Origin of the sequence: Candidatus Methanoplasma termitum (genome assembly GCF_000800805.1) — an archaeon.
Taxonomy (GTDB): Archaea; Thermoplasmatota; Thermoplasmata; order Methanomassiliicoccales; family Methanomethylophilaceae; genus Methanoplasma; species Methanoplasma termitum.
In genome coordinates this window covers 1033302-1053410 of the sequence record NZ_CP010070.1, presented here as the reverse complement: position 1 = coordinate 1053410, position 20109 = coordinate 1033302, and the positions used below count along the sequence as shown (strand labels likewise).

Annotated in this window: 22 protein-coding genes and 2 tRNA genes; 14 read left to right on the top strand and 10 right to left on the bottom strand. The window is 42.5% G+C overall.

Annotation, left to right across the window (positions count from 1 at the left end; all coding sequences use genetic code 11):
• Positions 1-993, top strand: coding sequence for a TerC/Alx family metal homeostasis membrane protein (locus Mpt1_RS05080; protein ID WP_048112803.1), 993 nt, complete (start codon positions 1-3; stop codon positions 991-993).
• On the opposite strand, the gene Mpt1_RS07465 is transcribed toward Mpt1_RS05080, so the two are convergent.
• The 4 genes from Mpt1_RS07465 to Mpt1_RS05060 all read right to left on the bottom strand — a co-directional run bounded on the left by Mpt1_RS07465 (position 994) and on the right by Mpt1_RS05060 (position 3355).
• Positions 994-1599, bottom strand: coding sequence for a GNAT family N-acetyltransferase (locus Mpt1_RS07465; RefSeq protein WP_082007261.1), 606 nt, complete (start codon positions 1597-1599; stop codon positions 994-996). It lies immediately after the preceding gene.
• Positions 1600-1635: 36 nt separating this feature from the next.
• Positions 1636-1721, bottom strand: a tRNA-Ser gene (locus Mpt1_RS05070).
• A gap of 88 nt (positions 1722-1809) precedes the next feature.
• Complete coding sequence (locus Mpt1_RS05065) at positions 1810-2493, bottom strand: DUF6036 family nucleotidyltransferase (RefSeq protein ID WP_048112799.1); 684 nt, start codon at positions 2491-2493, stop codon at positions 1810-1812.
• Positions 2483-3355 (bottom strand): ArsR/SmtB family transcription factor, encoded by an 873-nt coding sequence (locus Mpt1_RS05060; protein ID WP_048112797.1) that lies wholly within the window; start codon positions 3353-3355, stop codon positions 2483-2485. Before Mpt1_RS05060 ends, Mpt1_RS05065 begins: the two co-directional genes overlap by 11 nt.
• A 304-nt stretch (positions 3356-3659) precedes the next feature.
• Here Mpt1_RS05060 and Mpt1_RS05055 point away from each other — a divergent pair, with 304 nt between their 5' ends.
• From Mpt1_RS05055 to Mpt1_RS05000, 12 genes are all read left to right on the top strand, one after another.
• Positions 3660-4172: a KilA-N domain-containing protein gene (locus Mpt1_RS05055; protein WP_052399293.1), complete on the top strand. Its 513-nt coding sequence runs from the start codon at positions 3660-3662 to the stop codon at positions 4170-4172.
• Entirely contained in the window at positions 4169-4642 is a 474-nt protein-coding gene (locus tag Mpt1_RS05050; protein ID WP_048112796.1) for a hypothetical protein, read from the top strand. Before Mpt1_RS05055 ends, Mpt1_RS05050 begins: the two co-directional genes overlap by 4 nt.
• Complete coding sequence (locus Mpt1_RS05045; RefSeq protein WP_048112794.1) at positions 4617-5210, top strand: hypothetical protein; 594 nt, start codon at positions 4617-4619, stop codon at positions 5208-5210. The genes Mpt1_RS05050 and Mpt1_RS05045 overlap by 26 nt, the downstream gene beginning before the upstream one ends.
• Before the next feature lie 274 nt (positions 5211-5484).
• Positions 5485-5775, top strand: a complete 291-nt coding sequence (locus tag Mpt1_RS07610) for a hypothetical protein (protein ID WP_148305843.1) — start codon at positions 5485-5487, stop codon at positions 5773-5775.
• Positions 5776-5819: 44 nt separating this feature from the next.
• Complete coding sequence (locus Mpt1_RS05035; RefSeq protein ID WP_148305842.1) at positions 5820-6416, top strand: hypothetical protein; 597 nt, start codon at positions 5820-5822, stop codon at positions 6414-6416.
• On the top strand, positions 6417-7589 hold the full coding sequence (locus Mpt1_RS05030; RefSeq protein ID WP_048112788.1) for a hypothetical protein: 1173 nt from the start codon (positions 6417-6419) through the stop codon (positions 7587-7589).
• 42 nt (positions 7590-7631) lie between these two features.
• Positions 7632-8957, top strand: a complete 1326-nt coding sequence (locus tag Mpt1_RS05025; RefSeq protein ID WP_048112786.1) for a glutamate-5-semialdehyde dehydrogenase — start codon at positions 7632-7634, stop codon at positions 8955-8957.
• 4 nt (positions 8958-8961) lie between these two features.
• Complete coding sequence (proB, locus tag Mpt1_RS05020; protein ID WP_048112784.1) at positions 8962-10080, top strand: glutamate 5-kinase; 1119 nt, start codon at positions 8962-8964, stop codon at positions 10078-10080.
• A gap of 82 nt (positions 10081-10162) precedes the next feature.
• Positions 10163-12319 carry a DEAD/DEAH box helicase family protein gene (locus tag Mpt1_RS05015; RefSeq protein WP_048112782.1) on the top strand — a complete coding sequence of 719 codons (2157 nt, stop codon included), beginning with the start codon at positions 10163-10165 and terminating at the stop codon, positions 12317-12319.
• Positions 12320-12332: 13 nt separating this feature from the next.
• A complete protein-coding gene (locus tag Mpt1_RS05010) occupies positions 12333-12497 on the top strand; it encodes a hypothetical protein (protein ID WP_158386771.1) in 165 nt (54 codons plus the stop codon).
• Complete coding sequence (locus Mpt1_RS05005) at positions 12484-14442, top strand: AAA family ATPase (RefSeq protein ID WP_048112777.1); 1959 nt, start codon at positions 12484-12486, stop codon at positions 14440-14442. The genes Mpt1_RS05010 and Mpt1_RS05005 overlap by 14 nt, the downstream gene beginning before the upstream one ends.
• Positions 14435-14851, top strand: coding sequence for a hypothetical protein (locus Mpt1_RS05000; protein ID WP_048112774.1), 417 nt, complete (start codon positions 14435-14437; stop codon positions 14849-14851). The genes Mpt1_RS05005 and Mpt1_RS05000 overlap by 8 nt, the downstream gene beginning before the upstream one ends.
• Before the next feature lie 37 nt (positions 14852-14888).
• Here the strand turns inward: Mpt1_RS05000 and Mpt1_RS04995 are convergent, their stop codons facing one another.
• Positions 14889-15749, bottom strand: a complete 861-nt coding sequence (locus Mpt1_RS04995; RefSeq protein WP_048112772.1) for a type II restriction endonuclease — start codon at positions 15747-15749, stop codon at positions 14889-14891.
• 51 nt (positions 15750-15800) lie between these two features.
• On the opposite strand from Mpt1_RS04995, the gene Mpt1_RS04990 reads away from it, so the two are divergent.
• Positions 15801-16883, top strand: coding sequence for a DNA methyltransferase (locus tag Mpt1_RS04990; protein ID WP_148305841.1), 1083 nt, complete (start codon positions 15801-15803; stop codon positions 16881-16883).
• A 9-nt stretch (positions 16884-16892) separates the two neighbouring features.
• On the opposite strand, the gene Mpt1_RS04985 is transcribed toward Mpt1_RS04990, so the two are convergent.
• From Mpt1_RS04985 to Mpt1_RS04965, 5 genes are all read right to left on the bottom strand, one after another.
• Positions 16893-17816, bottom strand: a complete 924-nt coding sequence (locus Mpt1_RS04985) for a DNA adenine methylase (protein ID WP_048113873.1) — start codon at positions 17814-17816, stop codon at positions 16893-16895.
• Between the two features lie 86 nt (positions 17817-17902).
• Positions 17903-17978, bottom strand: a tRNA-Val gene (locus tag Mpt1_RS04980).
• A 63-nt stretch (positions 17979-18041) separates the two neighbouring features.
• Complete coding sequence (locus tag Mpt1_RS04975; RefSeq protein WP_048112770.1) at positions 18042-18425, bottom strand: TIR domain-containing protein; 384 nt, start codon at positions 18423-18425, stop codon at positions 18042-18044.
• Between the two features lies 1 nt (position 18426).
• Positions 18427-19395 (bottom strand): caspase family protein, encoded by a 969-nt coding sequence (locus Mpt1_RS04970; protein WP_048112767.1) that lies wholly within the window; start codon positions 19393-19395, stop codon positions 18427-18429.
• A gap of 19 nt (positions 19396-19414) precedes the next feature.
• On the bottom strand, positions 19415-19858 hold the full coding sequence (locus tag Mpt1_RS04965; RefSeq protein WP_048112765.1) for a TIR domain-containing protein: 444 nt from the start codon (positions 19856-19858) through the stop codon (positions 19415-19417).
• Positions 19859-20109: the final 251 nt, after the last annotated feature.

Here is a 20109-nt window from a genome sequence, read left to right as displayed (position 1 = left end):
ATGTTCGAATGGTGGATGTGGGTAATGTTCTTTGCGATCATCGGGACGATGTTCGCCTTTGATCTCGGGCTGTTCAACAAAGGGTCCAAGCACATCACCACCAAGCGCGCATTGCAGATGACGGCGTTCTGGGTGGCCCTGGCACTTGCCTTCGGCATAATTATTTTCCTGTTGTCGGAGCCGGGACAGGGCACCGGCAATCTCACCGCATATATCACCGCATATGTGATCGAAGAGATGATGAGCATCGACAATCTGTTCGTATTCATCATAATCTTCGCATACTTCATGGTGCCGGACGAGTACCAGCACAAAGCACTCTTCTATGGGATAATAGGGGCTTTGGTGTTCAGAGGGATATTCATATTCGTAGGGACGGAGCTCATAGCCGCATTCGATTTCATCATTTACATATTCGGTGCGATATTGATCTACACCGCGATCAAGACCGTCTTCAAGAAAGAGGAGGAAGGCGGAGAGAACAAGATGGCAAAGAGGCTGAGCAGATGGTTCAAGGTCTCCCCGCATTATGACGGGGATAAGCTGTTCACAATGCATAACGGCGTGAAGCTGATGACCCCGCTGCTTCTCTGTATCATCGTGATCGAACTGACCGATATCATGTTCGCTTTCGATTCCATACCCGCGGTGTTCTCTGTGACAATAAGACTGGATATAGAGACCGCCAGGTTCATCATTTACACATCCAACATCTTCGCCGTGATGGGACTCAGGTCACTGTTCTTTGCGATAAAGGGATCCATGGAACACCTGGAGTATCTGAAGTACGGTCTGGGCGTGATCCTGGCATTCATAGGGATAAAGATGATACTGCCGGCGATCCAGCAATATCTGCTGGGCGTGCCCAAGGACGAAACGTTCCACATCGATGTCATTTACTCGCTGATCATCATACTCGCTGTGCTCGGGATCACTGTTGCTACGTCCCTCTACAAAAGGAAACAGGTCCGAAAGGAACACGGAATGGACTGATCACTTCATGTCTTTGTAGTAAAGGACGGCCGAGCATTTACACGGTCTTCCGCACACCGGACAATCATGGCCGCCCGGAGAGTCCACCATCTGGTTCCAGTAGTTCGGGACCTCGATGTGAGGGGTGAGGCCCATCCTTTCCAGAACTTTTTTGGCATTGATCGTGCCGTCCACGCTCTTCCAGGCCATGGCGCATATGATATCGACATCCCTGGATGTGAATTCCCTGAGACAGGAGCTCTCGAGCTCGGTGCCGATTCCGAGACCCTGAAGGTCCCTTCTGACAGCGACCGAATCGAAAAGACCGATCTTCTTTTTGGAAAGGAAGTGATCCTTGTCAGGCGAATCCGGAAGGTGCAGCATTCCATCCGCTTGTTCGGGACCGAATATCCGGCACATCTCAAAACCCGCTAACCGCCCTTTGTATATTGCTGCTTTACAGAAAGCGGAATCCGAGTTTATGATCCCTAAGAAATCATTTTCGGTGAGATAATCGGAACCCAGTTCTTCCCTGGAGACCTCAAGCGCATCAGGTATGTCCTCTTTGATAAGATCCCTGCTGCGTATAGAACTACGGATATCCATGTTATTTTCCATATCGAACATCGAATATTGAATCTTCTCTTTGAAATTTTTGAAAAGTGGCGCCGAGGAGGAGATTTGAACTCCCGAGGCGGAACGCCAGTGGTTTTCGAGACCACCACCTTACCGGACTAGATTACCTCGGCCCGTTTCATGCAATCAGGTTTTGATATTTAAAATATCATTCGGAACCGATTCAAGCTTATTAACAGTAATAATGGCTCAGCGGAAAGATCAATCCAGTTTTGCGTCGGGGTTTCTAGACAAAAGATCCATTTCCCATTTTTCTCTACATTCTTCAGAGAGACTGCGCATTTCATTGATAATGGGCACCTTGATATTATTCTCCTCAAGAATTTCTAGTCTTTCCGTGATCCATGTTATCCACACGTCTTTCCCCGTCCTTGATTGTTCCTGAGCTTCCCTCAGTACGATGTCCCAGTCCAACAGGTGCTCATAGGTGATGCGCATGCAATCGTCAAGGTCTCCCGGTCTATCTGTAATGCACTTGAACAGAAGGATATCTTCTTCTGAGCAAACATGTAAAAGGATGTTTCCAAACGCTCTAATTGTTGTAGCTCTTTTGATCATACCTTCGGAAAGAGAGAACTTTCTGCAGACGGTCTTACAGAAAAGATCGATCCTGAATTCATCTTTGACGAACATCTGAGATATGTTCAATCTGGAATACGAGTGGTGATCTGGCAGCTCCAATCTGAAACTCATGTTCTTTAGAGCCAGCACAATCAGATCGAACTCTCTTTCCGTGTTCACGACAAGGTCTATGTCCTTTGTTAGGTTCTTGCTTTTGTGGTACATCAGTGCCCCGCCGCCGATGAGATAGATATCTACCCTTTCGCCAATATGCTTTGATACTTCGTCGAAGAATTTGTGTATCTCTTTGAAATCACTGATCATAAAGGTCAACTCCGTACATCTTTGCGCGTTCGTTCATTTCTCCCAATGTGCCCCATTTTTCAACAGATACGCCGTTCAACACCATATGCATGTCATCGACTATCGGGTGCTTTATGTCAATCAGTTCATCTTTATGCATTGCATAGAAGATCAAAGCAAGCATTTTACTCCTCCAGTTGTTGTCTTTTTCAACAACATAAAGAGAATGGAGAAAGATATCCCTGATGTCGAGTTCGCGATCGATGCAGCAGTAGTAATTCGTTCCCGGATAGATGTTCATCCCAAAATCAGCATACCTTGAGAACGCTGTTCTTTTTTTCTTCAACTCTTTTTTGTTTGAGAACACAACAAGTTCTTTTGATGAGTAATAGATCTCGGAACCGAAAGGCACTCTCGGGTCTACGTGCTTTGTGTACTCGTCGTAAGAATGCGCAAACTCCGCAAGCTTTGGCCACATTTCTTCGTTTATTGAATACACTATATCATCTTTTTTGACCATGCCCATTCTTCTCATCAGGTCGATCTTTCTTGTGATGGTGGTCTGATGCAATCCTGTTTTGGAAGATATTTCCGAGACAGTGCACGGTTCGACGAGAGTTCTGATTATTTCCGTTCCGCTGTCGGAAAGCACTATGTACGAATCGGGAGAGTCATTCAGAATATCCAGCAGGATTGCGATGTGTGCCTTTTTTTCTATGAGAAGCGTACCAAGTCTGAGGAAGATGAACTCTTTATCAAAAAGGGACCTCACGATCTTATAGGTCTGAGGTTTGCTGATATCTAAAAATGCGGAGAGAGTCTTGACATCGTTGGAGCCGCTGTTGATCCCTCTCAGCGCAAGGAGTTCATTTTTAGAGAGCATATATGCACAAAATGATAATAATATATAAAGAATTATCTGTTTATGCATATAGAATATTTTGAGTTTAAAGATTCGTAATCAATGAGCACGACATCTCTCACGGTCGGAGAAGGCGGTGCTTTTACTGAAACCATTATTTATCATCAATGCGTATCGGCAGACAAAGGATAATTCCTTCAGCTTTCGGAGCTGAATGCCAGAGTTAGAATCCCCTCAACCGGGCCCACTCTGAGAAACACTGTCAGATCGCAGTTTGACAGTGTTTTTCGATCAGGGCCGGCGGCGAACAAATGAGGTGAGGAAAATGAGGCATTTAGCATCAATACAAAAGACATCGGAGACCAAATCGACCTCCGAAGCGGATCTTATGAACAACCGATCTAAGAAAGGCGAGTACTTATCTTTGATTGAAATAGCCAGATATAAAAATCCAACTGAACCGAAGGCTGTTGTCGAAAGTTGGATGCGGCAACAAGACACCATTGAATTTCTCGGTATGTGGGAATACCTGAATAATCCGAATTTCAAACTTGATCAGTTCGAGGAGTTCAAGAAAGAGGCGGAGGCCAATGCATTCTTGTTCTCGCCGAAAAAATGGATCGATGCTACAGGTGCGACGGGGCTTATGATCAGGGCCGGAAGGGGAGGGGGCATACATGCGCACAGCGACATCGCGCTACAGTTCGCATGCTGGATATCTGTAGAGTTCAAGATGTACATGATCAAGGAGTTTCTGCACCTGAAAGAGGATGAGCATGGAGCATCCGGATGGACGGCAAAAAGCGAGTTTGCGAATATCGGGATAGTGATGAAATGAGCGAAAAGTTCGACCCGATACTCTACACCCCCAGGTGTATCATGCATTCACGGCGCGATGGCCGTATTGACGAAACCGATCGGGATGGGTATCTGTATTCCAACGGGATCCATAAAACGAAGATCCTTCCGAAAGACCTTCCGGAGTGGTTCATTCTCAGTCGCGTGTTCGGAGAGTACGGATACGTTTCCGCAAAGGGCGTTAAACATCTCTTCTTTGAACCAAACTATCATGCAGATTGTAATTTGGATGGCGATGTGCTCTATATCTCATATTTTGATGAGATCAAACAGACAGGAGACGACGGCCGGTATCGGTTGGAAGGATACGATCTGGTCATTCGCGGGCCGCTGCTGGTTGATTTTGTTTCGGCCGCCGAAGAGTATTCCGGTTATGATATAACGAGCATCGTTAAAGAACTCAAACAGAAGGAGGAATGGTTCAATGAGCACATCCCGAAGTGGTATTGAAAGGGCGGACAAAGATGCTACCGAAGGACAGACCGGCAAAAAGAAGAGCAATAGGTTCAAAGCGAAACTCTATCTGGATAGCGAGTACATATTTACTGAAGATGACAGATATGCGCCGTCAGACCCGATGGGCCGTTTGTACTCCGAGGGAAGATATTGGACGAAGATGCGCCCCGAAGATCTGCCCGAGTGGTATGTCAAGGGACGCATATACAGAAGATACGGATCCCTTTCGGCATTGGGCGTTAAGCATCTGCTTTACGTTCCTAATTATTTCTTTGATCATCATATGTACAAATACGATTTCCTCTACGTTTCATTCAATGAAGAGATCAAACGTATCGAAAGGGAGGACGGATTTGATTATTGCGAGGGGTACGATTATCAGCTAACCGCGAGTATGATCACTGCCTTTGTGGATGCGGCTGAAAAATATTCTGGATATGACGTTACCGAGATCAGAAAGGAACTCAAACGGAAGGAGGAATGGTTCTATGAACGCAACCGCCTAAAGCGTGAAACGGCGAAGGCACAGTACAAATGCCTCGGTGAAGCAAAAGAAAAGTGAGATACCAATCATTTATGATTCATACTAATTTAATGTAAATCATAAATGATTTCATTCAAACGATGAACAGAAACAGGGAGTGAAACCGAATTGAAATACAGAATGCCGAACGATAGGCCGGAAATACAGATCCTATACAATTTTTTGAAAGCGATTATTGCTATTCTGGGTAATGCGGATTTCCAAATCGGCCAATGTGATTTATATGCGGAAGGACATATGGTAACTGCTCGTGGGGATGCATTCTTTGTGAAGAAGGGAGGAAGAAAAGAGCTTGTCGCAAATAATGAAAAAGGACGACTGTCAATTCGAGGATCGCGGTGTAAGGATTTCCGATTCGGCGTTCGTTCATATGAGAATATTCCACATAGATGCATACACACTATGTGATATGTTGTCCTCGACGATAGATTGTCCTAAAAATAAGAGAACAGGGAAGCCGTTCCGCAGAGGATCGAAAAGGGTATGTTCAAGTAGGGACAAAAAAATATACAACATAATATTGGATGAATTCAGCTTTGAAGGGGAGAGCCTTTGGAGCGTTTCACACCTGGAGCCGATATGACTGCCGTTTCAGTGAAAAAGAAAGCAGATTCTTGCGTATGTGAAATGTCGCGTAAAGACATCAAGCTACCGGATGGTTTCAGTTATTTCTATTATCAGTGCCCAAGATGCAGTAAGGTGGAGTACACGCCGCAGGAGGCACAGCGCCTGATGGATTATGCAAGGGACCATCAGTTCTTGTTCGTTTCGGACTGGATCCTCGCCTGGCTATATGTGGGTGACGGGGCGCCAGTCTCCGGAATAATAAAGCTGCAGAAACAGATCTTTGTTATCCTCTATGAATTTGCACAGGAAAATGACATTCCGTCTGAGAATCCCGGATTCAGAGCTTATAAGTTCGGTCCATACACCGAGGCGATAGACAGGAATATCGCTTCGCTTATGGACATAGGGCTTGTGGAATCAAGAGGCAGGACCAACTCGGAACAGGAAAGGTTCTTCTTGACCGAAAAGGGAAAAGCCTCGGGAAAGGAAGCCCTCGACAAGTTGACTCCGGAGCAGATGAATAAGCTAAAGCTGCTGAGAGCGGATCTTCAGCAATTCGATTCGAACGGGATAATGACCTATATCTACACTCGTTATCCAGAATTCACAGACGAATCGATCGTATTCGAGAGGACATTGCACCGCAGGAGAAAGTGAATGATCGAATCTGTCAAGGTCGGATATGTGGATTCATCGATGGCCAGTAAAGGTGCGCGCACACTGAGTGTAAAGGTGAGCAGCTCCAGATCGTTCGAGACTCCCACGCGACCTATCTCGACGACGGAATTGACGGCAAAGTCCTTTCTCGGATACAGAGGAGAGATATCATCACCCATTGCGGCACTGCCGGTGGATCTGAAGACAGGAGGAAAATATCAAAAGTTCTTGAAGAACAACGGGGTAGTGAATGACACTCGGCGTAAGCTGCAGTCAATGTCCGATTCGACTTTCATGTGCCCATCATTTCCGATATTGCAGTTGCCGGCTTTGAAACTCGATGATAAAAGACCGTTCAAGATCGCATTTGACATGCAGTGTTCGGTAGAAGACATGGATTACATAAACATCCCTCCGATCGATTCCGGTCACAGGGCATTTGAGCGGATGATAGTTGATTGGTGTCAGTCTGCGGAGGATAACTATGACAAAGGAGCCGTACCGCAGCTCAGAATGGATGAGGCCCCGGTAATTTTCTCAAAGAAACTGGATGTGTTGTGCGACCTATCGAGGTCCGGAATGATAACGATCGTGAATATGATATATGCGAATCCATACACTAACTCGTTACAGTATGCGGAGTTATGGGGACGCAGGAACGATATGTGTGCTATAGTAAATTGTTCCGAGGTGCCGGCAAAGGGAGATCATGAATATATGACCGGAGTGAATTCGGATCTGGAGGATTATCTCATACAACATGGGATGGATTCGATAACGAGGAAAAAACACTCTGTTTCGCCTAAATTTATGTATATGCGCAACATGGAGGAGCCGCCCGCCGACCTGGATGGAATAGATGAATTCGATGTTGCTGTACACCATGCTTCGATCAGAGTATCAAAAGATCTGTGGAAAGCAACGAGCCATCCGCTCATGTGCGATTGTTCGGTCTGCAGAGGAAATACGCGCGACGAGATTGTCGACAGGTTCGCCTACAAGGATGACGGTCAGATAGAGCGTTCCTGGCTTAGGTATTATTCCAATATGCACGATCACCAATCGGACCAATCGGAATTGGAGCGCATGAGGAGCTATATCAGAACCGATGAAATGTCAGAATATGAGAAACAGGTCGAAACCGACCGCAACGATCTGCTGAGAAAACTGTAATCAAATCTCTTAATATCTGAATATCATAAGGTGTTTCAGAATATGAGCAATGTCACATCGGAGATAAAGAAAGCCAAGTCCGCGGCGCTGGTACTTGCGACCCTTGACACGGAGACGAAGAACAAAGCACTCAAAGCTATGGCGGATGCTTTAGATGACAATAGGAAGAAGATCCTGGAAGCCAACGCCAAGGATGTTTCCAACGCCGAACAGATGGCAAAGAAAGGCGACCTGTCCGATTCTTTGGTGAAGAGGCTGAAGGTCAACGATGAGAAGATAACCGGGATGATCGACGGGATCAAAGATGTGATAAAGCTCGACGATCCGGTGGGAGAGACGATGTCCTCCGTTAAGTTGGACGATGACCTGATACTTTATCAGATCAAATGTCCGATAGGGATGCTGGGAGTGATATTCGAGTCGCGTCCGGACGTCGTTCCGCAGATATTGTCGCTTTGTTTGAAAAGCGGTAACGCCGTAGCGTTCAAAGGCGGTTCCGAGGCAAAGCATTCGAACAAGGTCTTATTCGATGTTCTTACGGAAGCGGCCGCTGAAGCGGCCGTTCCTAAAGAAGCATTCGTGCTGATGGAGTCCAGGGAGGACATCAGCGAGATACTCAAGATGGACGGGGACATCGATCTTTTGATACCGAGGGGGTCGTACGAGTTCGTCAAGTACATTCAGAATAACACGAAGATCCCGGTGTTAGGTCATTCGGCGGGGATATGTCACATCTACGTAGACGATGAAGCGGATGTGGATCTGGCACTTGCTGTAACGTTGGATTCGAAGATACAGTATCCCGCTGTTTGCAATGCGGTCGAGACACTGTTGGTGAATTGGGACATTGCCGAGGAATTCCTTCCGAGGATGGTCAAACTGTTCATCGAGAACGGCGTGGAAGTAAGATCGGACAAAAGAGCCAAGAGGTTGATCCCGAAAGATCCCAAGGTCATTGATGCGACGGATGAGGATTGGGACGCCGAATACAACGACCTGATAATATCGATAGCAATAGTGGAAGATATCGAGGAAGCGATCGACTTCATCAATAAGCACGGATCTCACCACACGGACGCGATCATCACCGGTAACAAAGAGAAACAGGCAGAGTTCGTAAGGTCGGTGGATTCGGCGGATGTGTTCATCAACGCATCAACAAGATTCGCGGACGGGTTCAGATACGGAAAGGGCGCAGAGGTCGGGATAAGCACCAACAAGATCCACTCGAGAGGCCCGGTGGGGATGGAGGGACTGATGATCTACAAGTATGTGCTTGTGGGGAACGGTCAGGTGGTAAAGGATTACGTCGGAAAGAACGCAAAGAAGTACATCCACAAGAAATTGGATAAGGAATTCAGTTTGTGATACTATGGGAAGAAAAGAACTCCTCGGAGATGTCGAAAGGATCGTCATTAAGGTAGGAACAACAACCATCACCAAAGGAAGTTCGACCGCTTCCAAGGATATGATGGATTCCATCGCGGAGCAGGTGAAGGCGCTCAAGGATCAAGGGAAGGAAGTTCTCATCGTTACGTCGGGAGCGATCGGGATCGGGCTCAAGGTGATGGGAGTTAAACCGAATCCGAACGACATTCCGATAAGGCAGGCCGCTTCGTCGGTGGGTCAGAGCATACTGATGCAGAAGTGGATAGAGAGTTTCCAGAAACAGGGGATAATCGTTGCTCAGATACTTCTGACGATGGATATCTATTCTGATAGAGATAGTGTTCTTAATTTGAATAATACCATTGATTCGCTTCTAAAGCATAATGTAGTTCCGATCTTCAATGAGAATGACGCTGTTTCCATCAAGGAGATAGGAGCGGTGTTCGGGGACAACGATACATTGTCCGCTGTGTTGGCGAGCAGAGTGGATGCGGACCTTCTGATAATAATGTCGGATGTGGACGGATTGTACGACAAGAACCCGAACATCCACAAGGATGCTAAGTTCATTTCCGTTGTTGAAGAGATCACGCCGGAGATCAGAGAGATGGCGGGGGACTCGGTGAGCGGGATGGGCGTCGGCGGGATGAGGACGAAGATCAGAGCGGCGGAGATATGCAAGGATGCGGGCTGCAGGATGATGATCATTCTGAGTTCGATCGACGAGGCTGTGCTGAAGTCTGTCAGGGGAGAGGATATCGGAACCATCTTTATTTCAGATACCCAGATATCGAAAAAGAGAAGGTGGCTGAAATCAGCGAGATCGCAGGGAACGATCTTTGTTGACGAAGGGGCGGAAAGGGCGATAAGAGATCACAAGTCCCTGCTGCCGGCGGGAGTAGTGGGAGTGTCGGGGCATTTCTCAAGCGGAGAGATCGTGGATATCGTTTGCGGTGATGTGATCATTGCCAAAGGGACTCCCAACTATAACTCTGATGAGGTTGAGAAGATCAAAGGGCTTCACAGTTCCAAGATACAGGAAATACTTGGGAAGAAGAAACAGAGAGATGTTGTTTTGAGTGAAAATATAGTTATACTCTAAACAAGAACGATCAGATTTGTTTCAGTCTGGATCACTATATTTTTATCAGGGTAAGAGATCTTTTTTCTGATAGGTAGAACTAATGGGGCTAAAAGAAATAGATTTTAAAGAATCCTACGATTCAAACTTTAATGATATAGTTATTGAGTTTTTTGAGCCCGCACTGAGTGCAGCTTTAGAATATGACAGGCAATCTGGGTTTTTCACTTCTTCATCTCTTTCAGCATCTGCACAGGGCATTGCTAATTTTATAGCCAATAAAGGGAAAATGAGACTGTTAACATCTCCGATCCTAAGTAAGGAAGATGCTGAAATACTCGATAAAGCAATGAATAATCCTGATGCGCTGAGCGAACAATTAGGGGTCGTGCTGGCAAAAACCCTGACTTCGAAAGAGATCGAAAACGACGGCACTCAAGCGCTGGGTTGGATGGTCGCAAATGGATTTTTGGAGATCAGAATTGTGTTGTTAGTTGACGATGAAGGGCGAGTTCGTTCATCAGTGGATAAGGAAGGTATTTTTCATAATAAATACGGAATACTGAAAGATGGAAAAAACACTGTTGCGTTTTCTGGATCAATTAATGCAACAGGGGCAGCTTTATCTGTTAATATTGAAGATTTTGATGTTTATTGTGATTGGCGAGGGGATGACAATCGTATTAAAAATCGCATAGAGCGGTTTGAGAGATATTGGAATTACGGAACCGACGTACGAAAAAAGACTGTACCTTTTCCTTTGGCATTAAAAAATCAATGGATTGAGCTCGTACCGAAAAGTGTGTTGGATCTTCATATATTTAAGAAAAAAGCAACAGGAAAAAATAGACTGAGGGATTATCAGCAAAAAGCCATCGATAGCTGGATCAAAAACAACGGAATTGGAATATTCAGCATGGCCACCGGGACGGGTAAAACTTATGCAGCAACAAACGCCGTTAAGCAAATATTAGCAAAGAACAATATTTCCAAATTTATTTTGATAGTCGCGGTGCCATTTCAACATCTGATTCCACAGTGGGATGTTACGATTAGAGATACATTTGACAGTTTCAAGGATGATTTGAATATAGTACAGGCTTTTGACAGTTCTAAAGTATGGAAACCAATCCTAAGAGAATCGGTAAATCTTCTGAAGTTTGGAGTTATTGATAATTTAATTGTGTTAACAACATATGATACGCTTGCTACCAGAGCAATTGCAGAGATGATTGGAAGCCTCAAAATAAGGAAGATAATCATAGGTGATGAGGTTCATAATGCAGGAGCTACCAAATATCGTGAAGGGTTATCAGAGGATTATAGTTATAGGCTCGGTTTAAGTGCGACACCGACTAGGTATTTTGATGATGAAGGAAGCGAGGCAATAGTTGATTATTTTGGTGGGAGTGTCTTTGACTTTTCTTTGGAGAAAGCAATCAAAACAATTAATCCAGATACTGGAAAGTCTTATCTAACGCCATATAACTACTACCCAATTTTTGTTTCATGCAACCCAGAAGAACTGGGAGAGTATGCGGAACTTACTAAAAAAATCGCAAAATATGCAGGCGCTGATCCAAAAGAAGAGATGAGTGAATCCGCAAAAAAAGCGTTGGAGCAACTGCGCATAAATAGATCCAGAATAGTAAAACGAGCTGCAGCAAAAGTGACTGCATTCGGTGAAAACCTCGAAGAATGGAATAAGAAAGGGTTCTTAAATCATTGCATAGTTTATTGTTCTGATGGAAGTGATGACGATAACATCACGTACACAGAAAGAATAATAACTATACTGAATCAAGACAATATTGTGTGCAGGCGTTTCACATCAAGTGAACAGCACGCCGAAAGAAAAGAGATTCTCAAACTATTCAGTAATGGAGATCTTAGGGCCCTTGTTGCAATAAAATGTTTAGACGAAGGAGTGGATGTTCCTTCTACGGAAAATGCAATAATTATGGCAAGCACTGGAAATCCCAGAGAATATATCCAAAGAAGAGGCCGGGTGTTGAGAAGATATTTCAATGAGAAAACAAAGTCAGAAAAAACACATGCAAACATCTTTGACTTCATCGTCATCCCCGGTGAAGAATCTGGAAAGTATCGTGATGCTGAATCTGATATTTTTAACAAAGAATTTAGAAGGTTTTGTGAATTTTCAATATATTCAATGAACCATAGTGAAAGCATGACGGCCATCAAAAAAGAAGCTGAAAAAAGAGGAATTGTATTGGGTGATTGTAATGAGTCGCGTTAAAAATTCACTGGTAATGACTGGAATAGATGGATTAGATGCAAGCAATGCTACAAAAGAGGCATTGAAAAGTATTTTCAAGGCAGAGGTCGAACTAGGAAACGGTACGGAAGTGAAAACCTTGAAGATCAATAGGTGTAAGGACACTATTAAAAAGGGGTATAAAAATGAAACTCCTTGATATTACGATAGAGAATTTCAAACAATTTGGGGGAACGACAGTAATTCCGATTTCGACCGATCCTAAGAAAAATTTCACCATGATCCAGGGAGCAAACGGTGCCGGGAAATCCAATCTCATGAGTGCGATTTTGTGGTGTATGTATGGTGACAAAGTAATCAATGTCTCAACAGGAATTCTAAACGATCATGCTGAAAAAACGCTATCCGAGGGGGAAACAATAGTTGTCAGAGTCACAACAAAGTGGGGCGAAAAAGAAGCAGAATGTAGCATTGAAAGAAAATGCGAATATGTTAAAGAAAATGGTAAGGTGTTCAGAAACGGCCCCACTGCGGGCATTGTAAACGAAATCGATGGTCAAAAGGGATGGAGAAAGGTTCCAACTCCCGAATGGTATATCGAAAAGCATCTTATTCCCGAGGAGCTTGTCGGGTTCTTTTTCTTCGATGGTGAAAAAATGGATGAATATTTCATGGACACATCGAAGGTTAAGACAAACGTTGAGAAAATTGCTCAAATTGATGTCCTCAATAGTGCAATCCAAACAATAAAGGCAACAGTAAATACGTTTTGGAAAGAATATAAGGGGTTCTCGTCACCAGAAGAAGGCGTGTTACAAGAACAAGATGAAAAGATTTCTGAAGATATGCTTAATTTCCAAAAAGAACGTGATGAACTTGTAGATAGAAATAAAAAAATCGCAAGTAGACTAGAAGAGATACGTGAAGTTCTTCTGAATAAGTCTCCCGCAATGATAAACAAGCTTGAACAAGATAGACGCCGGTTAGAGGATGAAAGAATTGGGATCGCAAGGCAAATACAAAATGTCGGTACAACAAAAAAGGAATTAATATCGTCAAGCTTGCCCGTGGTTTTTGCTGTTCATGCGTTAAGTTATTCAAAAGATTTAATTGAGGGTGAAACCGAAAAAGGAGTTTTGCCACCCAACATTAAGAATACATTCCTCGAAGAACTGCTTGAAAACGGAGTATGTATTTGTGGAAGAAGCATAGAAGAAGGCTCTGAACATAGAGTGGCTATCGAAACACTGTTAAACAAAGTGTTTCCAGACGATACGGTAAGGGATGCCGTGGATGGAAAATATGTTATTGAGGATTTGTTAAAAAGAACAAATTTTACTGCCGAGTATTCGAATTTACTCAAAAAGGAGAGACAGTTAGTTTCTGATCTGAGTAAACGAAACACTGACATTGATGCAATATCTCACACACTCCAAAAAAGCGACGTTGAAGAAGTAAGGACATTAGATGCAGAGAGGCAAAAGTTGGAATCTGAAAGAGATAAAAATAACATAAGAATAGGAACTGTCGGTAATAAATATGCAAGCTTGCACAGAGACAAAGAACAACTAAAGGCAGTGATTGCAAAATCTTCAAAGAATAGCGTTGAGCAAAAAAAGGCGCATGCAGTTTGGGAATATGCAAAAACCATTGAAACTTACATGAATGAAGTAAAGAAAAGCATCGTTGATGATGTCAGAAAGAGATTGGAGAATGAAACGCGTAGCTATTTCTTTAACATGATATGGAAAAAGGAAGCCTTCTCCAGTGTCGATATTGAAGATCTTGGAGCCCAGTATAAAATCTCCTTGAAGAATGAGTATGGGAAAGAAAGTCTTGGGCGTATTTCTGCAGGTGAAAGGCAGGTGCTGGCACTTGCGTTTACTGCCGCACTTTACCATGTAAGCGGGTATGATGTTCCAGTGATAATCGACACTCCTCTTGGTAGAATTTCTGATGTGCCGAGTGAAAACATTGCACAATCTCTGCCGCATTATTTGGAAGACACACAAGTAGTGATGCTTGTTACAGATAAGGAATATTCTCCTGCTGTCAGAAAGAAATTATTGCCGCACATCGGAAAAGAATATCTGATTAGATATGATGAGAAAACAATGTGTTCAAAGGTGGTAAATTATGAGTGAAGATGTCAGAGGAACCATAGAGAAAGAAAAAAGCCACCTTTATGATGCAATAGTAGATGACGTTAACAGTCCATTCTATAAGCATTCAAAGACGGATGTGTTTGTTGCAGCAGCTGCAATCGGTTACTATTACAAAAAGAGTGTAACATTGGCAACGCCCAAACAAGATCTGTTTGTATTAAGTACGCTCAGCAGAGATGAAAAAGGAAGACTTTGGATAATGAAAGCCATTGCACTTTCCATGGGCGGGCTAGAAGTGCTCAAAGATATGAAAGAAATAGTTAAGATCTGCGAAGGTTATGCAAACTATGGAATAGATTGGCTTTACAAATTGCACGATGATGAGGTTGATATCAGCGCAGCACTATCAGAGATAATGGGCGATATTCTGTCGGAGGCTAATCTGTAAGATTATTTTCAATAGATCCAAGGAAACAAGTCTTTGTTCACGGTTTGAACAAAGCGTTCAATACACCATTCTCCAGATCTGCAATTGAATAAATGTGTTCCATCGTCTCAAAAGTCTCCTTAAGGTTATTTCTGGCACTGTGCCAGCCACCACCATCTGTGACCCATATGAAGTTGAACCTGTCAATCTGTTTAGATTCGGCAGCCACCATTTTGTAACTGCGGGCGGTCTCATTCAATTTAGAACCTCCGCTGGCATAGAAGTTAACCTCGATACCGAACACTTCATTCCTGTGTTTCACAACAAAATCAAATTTTTTCTCTGCTTTGCTATCTGTGGAAAGCCCGGATATATTAATCCCCCATTTTTTGTTAATGGTTGAAGCAGACATCTGCACGTAATATTCACACCCAGACGCCTTCAGATATTTTTCTACCAGATTCTCCATCGCAGAGCCGCCACGGTTTTTTCTGGCGTTAGAATCTAATCCGGTTTCAACACCTGTCACATAATCATTGAGATTTGAAATTATGTGCTTGGAAATCAAATCGAACAATCCAGTTTTCTCAAGAAAAACCGAATAATCTTCCGCTGAGAGGTTTCTTTTGTTGAAATCATAAGTAATGTTTTTCGCTTGCTCATCCATTATCTCAATTTCTTTCTCTCTTACTGCAATAAGAACTGGTATTGTCTTTAATATCTCAGGATATTTTTTTGCCAATGCAATAAAATCCGCTTTTATATTTTTGGAGCCTACCAGAGAATTCATCAGATTGAGTTCTATTTTTATGGCATTAACATTTCCAATAACTTTGTTGAAATCCACATAATAGCTATAGCCATAGATGGTACGGCGGAAGTGAGAGAACCATTCATCAAAGTCTCTTTTTGAAGTCACAAGACATTATCTGACTTATACTATTTTATTAGTGAGATCTATTCTTGTTTATTGAGTAAAAAGCACGTTGGTTTAGGGATACCGGGCATTGGTCCTGTGAAGGAGAAAATGCTAAAGGAAGCAGGCTACAATACCATAGAAGATCTGAGGAATTCAGACTTTTTTGATATAATGAAGTTGCCGGGATTCGGCTACGTTACTACATGTAGTCTATACCTTTATATTTCAAAGGATATAGTATACCAGCCTATGATAGAGATACTCGATTCAAAGGCAGAAGACGTGGTGGTTGAAAACAAAAAGATCGTTCCTTGGGAAATTTACAAAAAAGGAAAAATCTCGGGGATTCAACCATCAGATTTCAAATTAGAACGAACAACAGTTTGGAGTTTCCCCGACCGCGGCGATTGGGCATCACATACGCCACAATATCGCGGTAATTGGTCTCCGCGCGTTGTGAGAAATATTATTGAACTTTATTCTAAACCAGGAGATCTTGTACTTGATCCTATGGTGGGTGGCGGAACAACGCCGGTTGAATGTATGCTCACTGGAAGAAACTCGATATCAATCGATATCAACCAAGGAGCAATTTCTATTACAAGAAACAGACTCGAACTCCCAGAATCAATGAAAAAACAAATTCCAAAAACTGTTCATAGAACATTTATCGGGGATGTTAGAAACTTGGACAAGATCGCTGACGAGTCAATAGATCTAATCGCAACTCATCCTCCTTATGCGAACATAATAAAGTATGCGCCATCAGTTGATGGGGATCTTTCTCAGATTAATGACTACGATGTATTTTTCTCAGAATTCAAAAAGGCGATCAAAGAATTCCACAGGGTCTTGAAGCCTGGGGCATACTGCTCAATATTAATGGGTGACACTCACAACAGAAGCCACTTCGTCCCGATAACAGCGAGACTTATGTTCGATTTCCTGAAAGAAGGATTTGTCCTTAAAGAGGATATAATAAAAAAAGAGTGGAATTGTGAAAGCGATAGAAACCTTGGAAAATATTCCAATTCAAGTTTCTTGCTCACAATGCATGAGCATTTGTTCGTGTTTAGGAAGTTGAACAAGGGGGAGGGTGCACTTAAAAACAGCAGCAGATCCTTTTTTGAATGATGCTTAATCTCAAACCTTGTAGTTTGTGATCAACAACTCATTTATTTTTCCTCTTTTTTCTGCGTTGGAATTAATCATTCTAGTAGCAGGAATACGTTCGATATTAAAGTCTGAATAAAGCTCATCAAAGAAACCATCATCAGAATAGTTCTTAGGATCAGAGTTGCTTACCATGACTTTAGCTCCCTTTTCTGAGAGAACCTTTGCATAATCAGCCAGCCCTTTTTGGTCATCATCGTTGAAAGAGCAGTCTGTGTATGAGGTAAAAGACGATGTTTGATTTATCGGCCTGTAAGGCGGGTCAAAATAAACGAAAGTGTGCTCATCGATGAAATCTTTGGAAAGGTCATATTCTCCGCAAACAATCTCAATATTTTTCAAACTAGAAGAAATATTTTTTAGATTGTCTTTGTCACATATTTTTGGATTTTTATAGGAACCATGAGGCACGTTAAAATCTCCTTTGCTGTTTACGCGATATAGTCCATTGAAACAAACTCTGTTTAAGAAAATAAACAGTGCTGGTAACTCTGTCTCATCTGCATTTTCATCCTTCTTTACTTCGTTATACCGTTGGCGTTTCTTGTAAAAAAATTCCTCTCTATCCGACTCTTCCATTGAAAGGTACTGTTTCTCAAGCTCGGAGAGTATCTCGATTATTTTTTCAGGATTATCTCTTATTGCTTTGTAAGTGGCAATAAGCTCTTTATTAACGTCACTGATGTAAATCTTATCCAAATCATAGCTGGTGACAATATCAAATAGTATTGCACCCCCGCCGACAAAAGGCTCGGCATACTTATTGATGTCCTTCCCGAGCTCTTTAGGGTATCTTTTTTGAATTTCGGGAAGCAGTTGGTTTTTACCACCGGCCCATTTTATAAAAGGTCGTAACACAATTTTTTTTTGTTGGCACAATCGAAGATCGCCTATGTACTGATTCTTCTCATTCTGAGTCATATCATTAACCAATGTTTTTCTTTTTCCGATCTGGATCGGACAACAGTTAAAAAACAGTATGGTGGGCCCGGCCGGATTTGAACCGGCGACCTCTTCCATGTCAAGGAAACGTCATAACCCCTAGACCACGAGCCCGTTGAACCCTTGTATTTGATTATTGTTCTTATAGGTTTCTGATACTATCGTTTAAGATGAAACTCATCTTCTGCCTGCGAATAGTGCTTTTAAATTGTCCCATGTCCAGTCATACATCTTGTCTGAATTCCTTGCGCCAACTGGTCGGACACTTTCATTTTTATGGCCCTTTAGAAGAAAGTAAGGAACGTTTTCTTCTTGGGCAATTGATATCTCTGCGGTCACACCTTTGGCTCCATTTGTGTGCTTTCCACATAGCACAACAACGACATCGCACGACTTGATTTTTTTCCGAGCATATTCTTTCCAGTTAGTGTCAATCGCCTCTTTGATGGAGACATCAACAATGCTAAAAGGGGAATCGGGGAGCTTTGCTTGCCCAACTAGTGCTTCTTTTATTTCCAAATCATGATCGTAGTCAAAACTTATGAATGCTCTCTTTGCCACGTTATATTCTCCCTATTTTGCTGAGGTAGTAATAATGCTTACCTAATGAAGTAAGTTTGCACGACTTTGAATTCATGGCCGCATAGTACATGTGTCTCTCTCCAATTGGTACAACTATGCCAACACTCTCTAGTTGTTGAAGAATTTTGAATGTTTTTACATTCTTTTCATCTGAAAAAGGCTCTAATAGCAATGGTTTAGTTGTAGGATTATTTGTGCATTCAAAAGATGGATCTAATTGTAATTCAGTGTCAGGCGAATTAAAAATCTCTGTTATTTTCATCATTGTTTCGCGAGCTATGGGGGGAGCAGTTTTTCTTATTGTGGAGAACCTTGCTACATTTGTTTTGAAAATCGGTCTTTGATCCCATGGCCCCAAACTCCTATCGATATAAGCATACAGGCCGCCTGGGGAAACATTTCCTGATAAGTCTGATGCGCCGCCCTTTAAACCTTCAACTAATAAGTTTGTGAATACTCCATGCCCGCATGACTCTATGGCACTTTCTTCTCTGTTGCAAGCAGCCATAATCGTCATTCCCTCGCGCAAAACAGTAGTATCTTCGGTAATGTCCATTGAACCCAACATACCTGAGTGACAACAATCAGCAATCACTATTCTATCCCTCGACCTCGATTTGGAAGCAAGAGTAATGATGTCTCGCATATTCACGCCCATATCATTTTCTTTATAATCGGGAGTGACAAGATACCCGCCGATTTCATCAAAGCATCCATGCCCAGAGAAGTATAGGAGAGATACATCATTGGCACCATCAAATAGGCTTTTGATGTGTTTCATCAATTCCGACTTTGATTTTACATCATTAATTAACAATACATCAAAGTTCTTTGTTCCATCATGGTTGGTCTTTAGTAGTTCAGCAACAGCAGTTGCGTCATTAATGCAACCAGATAGTGGCGAACGTGGATAGTTGTTTATGCCTATTATAAGGGCTTTTCTAAACATGTTATCACTAATTCTACACTCAGGTTCTTTTATTTTTTGATTTATCTATTTCCCTCTGAATGGTGTTACACTCCCAGTTTATTATTTTACCGTTCTTTCTGATGGTATCTGGCACCTTTACGCCCTTACTTAATTTGACACCAATGATTGGTTTGTTGAATTTTTTAGCGGTTTTTACTTCCCAATTGACACTTTTACTCTTATATGTGGTTTTTCCGATTCCAACAACAACTGCGTCTGAGTTTCGTATTCTATATTTTGCAGAATTTTTCCATCCCAATAAATAGGGGTTCTTAATCCCATAATCTATGAAGTCGAGACTTTTTGTTGTTCTCCTTTGTGATTTTAAAAATCCAACCTGTCCAGCATCGCAATTTCTGCTTGAAAAGAAGACACGCGCCCTCGAAGGATTTGGGTTAAGATGTCTTCCACACTTGTTTCTTCCTAATGTGTTTTTTCCCATACTTGTGAGAAGGTCTATCTGAATAAAAAGATTGCATAAATTGGAGGTATATGCCTAAACAATCTATCAAAAAGGGGGCTTCAAACAATAAACTCCATGAAAAAGTAATATGGGAGGGTTGCTTTTTTTATGGAATTATTTTTCTTCACGCACACCCTTGAACTTTTTTCCATCTTGTTTTACATCCATGAAACGTCCATCATTTGTATTACGTTTCACATGTTGCTCCGTTTTTGGATTGTAAGTCTGAG

Bases quoted from the DNA above. Each gene is read 5' to 3' on its own strand.
- Mpt1_RS05065 (WP_048112799.1), bottom strand. From the start codon at position 2,493: ATGATCAGTGATTTCAAAGAGATACACAAATTCTTCGACGAAGTATCA.
- Mpt1_RS07465 (WP_082007261.1), bottom strand. From the start codon at position 1,599: ATGTTCGATATGGAAAATAACATGGATATCCGTAGTTCTATACGCAGC.
- Mpt1_RS05035 (WP_148305842.1), top strand. From the start codon at position 5,820: ATGTCGCGTAAAGACATCAAGCTACCGGATGGTTTCAGTTATTTCTAT.
- Mpt1_RS04970 (WP_048112767.1), bottom strand. From the start codon at position 19,395: ATGTTTAGAAAAGCCCTTATAATAGGCATAAACAACTATCCACGTTCG.
- proB (WP_048112784.1), top strand. From the start codon at position 8,962: ATGGGAAGAAAAGAACTCCTCGGAGATGTCGAAAGGATCGTCATTAAG.
- Mpt1_RS05055 (WP_052399293.1), top strand. From the start codon at position 3,660: ATGAGGCATTTAGCATCAATACAAAAGACATCGGAGACCAAATCGACC.
- Mpt1_RS05010 (WP_158386771.1), top strand. From the start codon at position 12,333: ATGACTGGAATAGATGGATTAGATGCAAGCAATGCTACAAAAGAGGCA.
- Mpt1_RS05080 (WP_048112803.1), top strand. From the start codon at position 1: ATGTTCGAATGGTGGATGTGGGTAATGTTCTTTGCGATCATCGGGACG.
- Mpt1_RS05000 (WP_048112774.1), top strand. From the start codon at position 14,435: ATGAGTGAAGATGTCAGAGGAACCATAGAGAAAGAAAAAAGCCACCTT.
- Mpt1_RS05045 (WP_048112794.1), top strand. From the start codon at position 4,617: ATGAGCACATCCCGAAGTGGTATTGAAAGGGCGGACAAAGATGCTACC.
- Mpt1_RS05005 (WP_048112777.1), top strand. From the start codon at position 12,484: ATGAAACTCCTTGATATTACGATAGAGAATTTCAAACAATTTGGGGGA.
- Mpt1_RS05050 (WP_048112796.1), top strand. From the start codon at position 4,169: ATGAGCGAAAAGTTCGACCCGATACTCTACACCCCCAGGTGTATCATG.
- Mpt1_RS05015 (WP_048112782.1), top strand. From the start codon at position 10,163: ATGGGGCTAAAAGAAATAGATTTTAAAGAATCCTACGATTCAAACTTT.
- Mpt1_RS05030 (WP_048112788.1), top strand. From the start codon at position 6,417: ATGATCGAATCTGTCAAGGTCGGATATGTGGATTCATCGATGGCCAGT.
- Mpt1_RS05060 (WP_048112797.1), bottom strand. From the start codon at position 3,355: ATGCTCTCTAAAAATGAACTCCTTGCGCTGAGAGGGATCAACAGCGGC.
- Mpt1_RS05025 (WP_048112786.1), top strand. From the start codon at position 7,632: ATGAGCAATGTCACATCGGAGATAAAGAAAGCCAAGTCCGCGGCGCTG.
- Mpt1_RS04965 (WP_048112765.1), bottom strand. From the start codon at position 19,858: ATGGGAAAAAACACATTAGGAAGAAACAAGTGTGGAAGACATCTTAAC.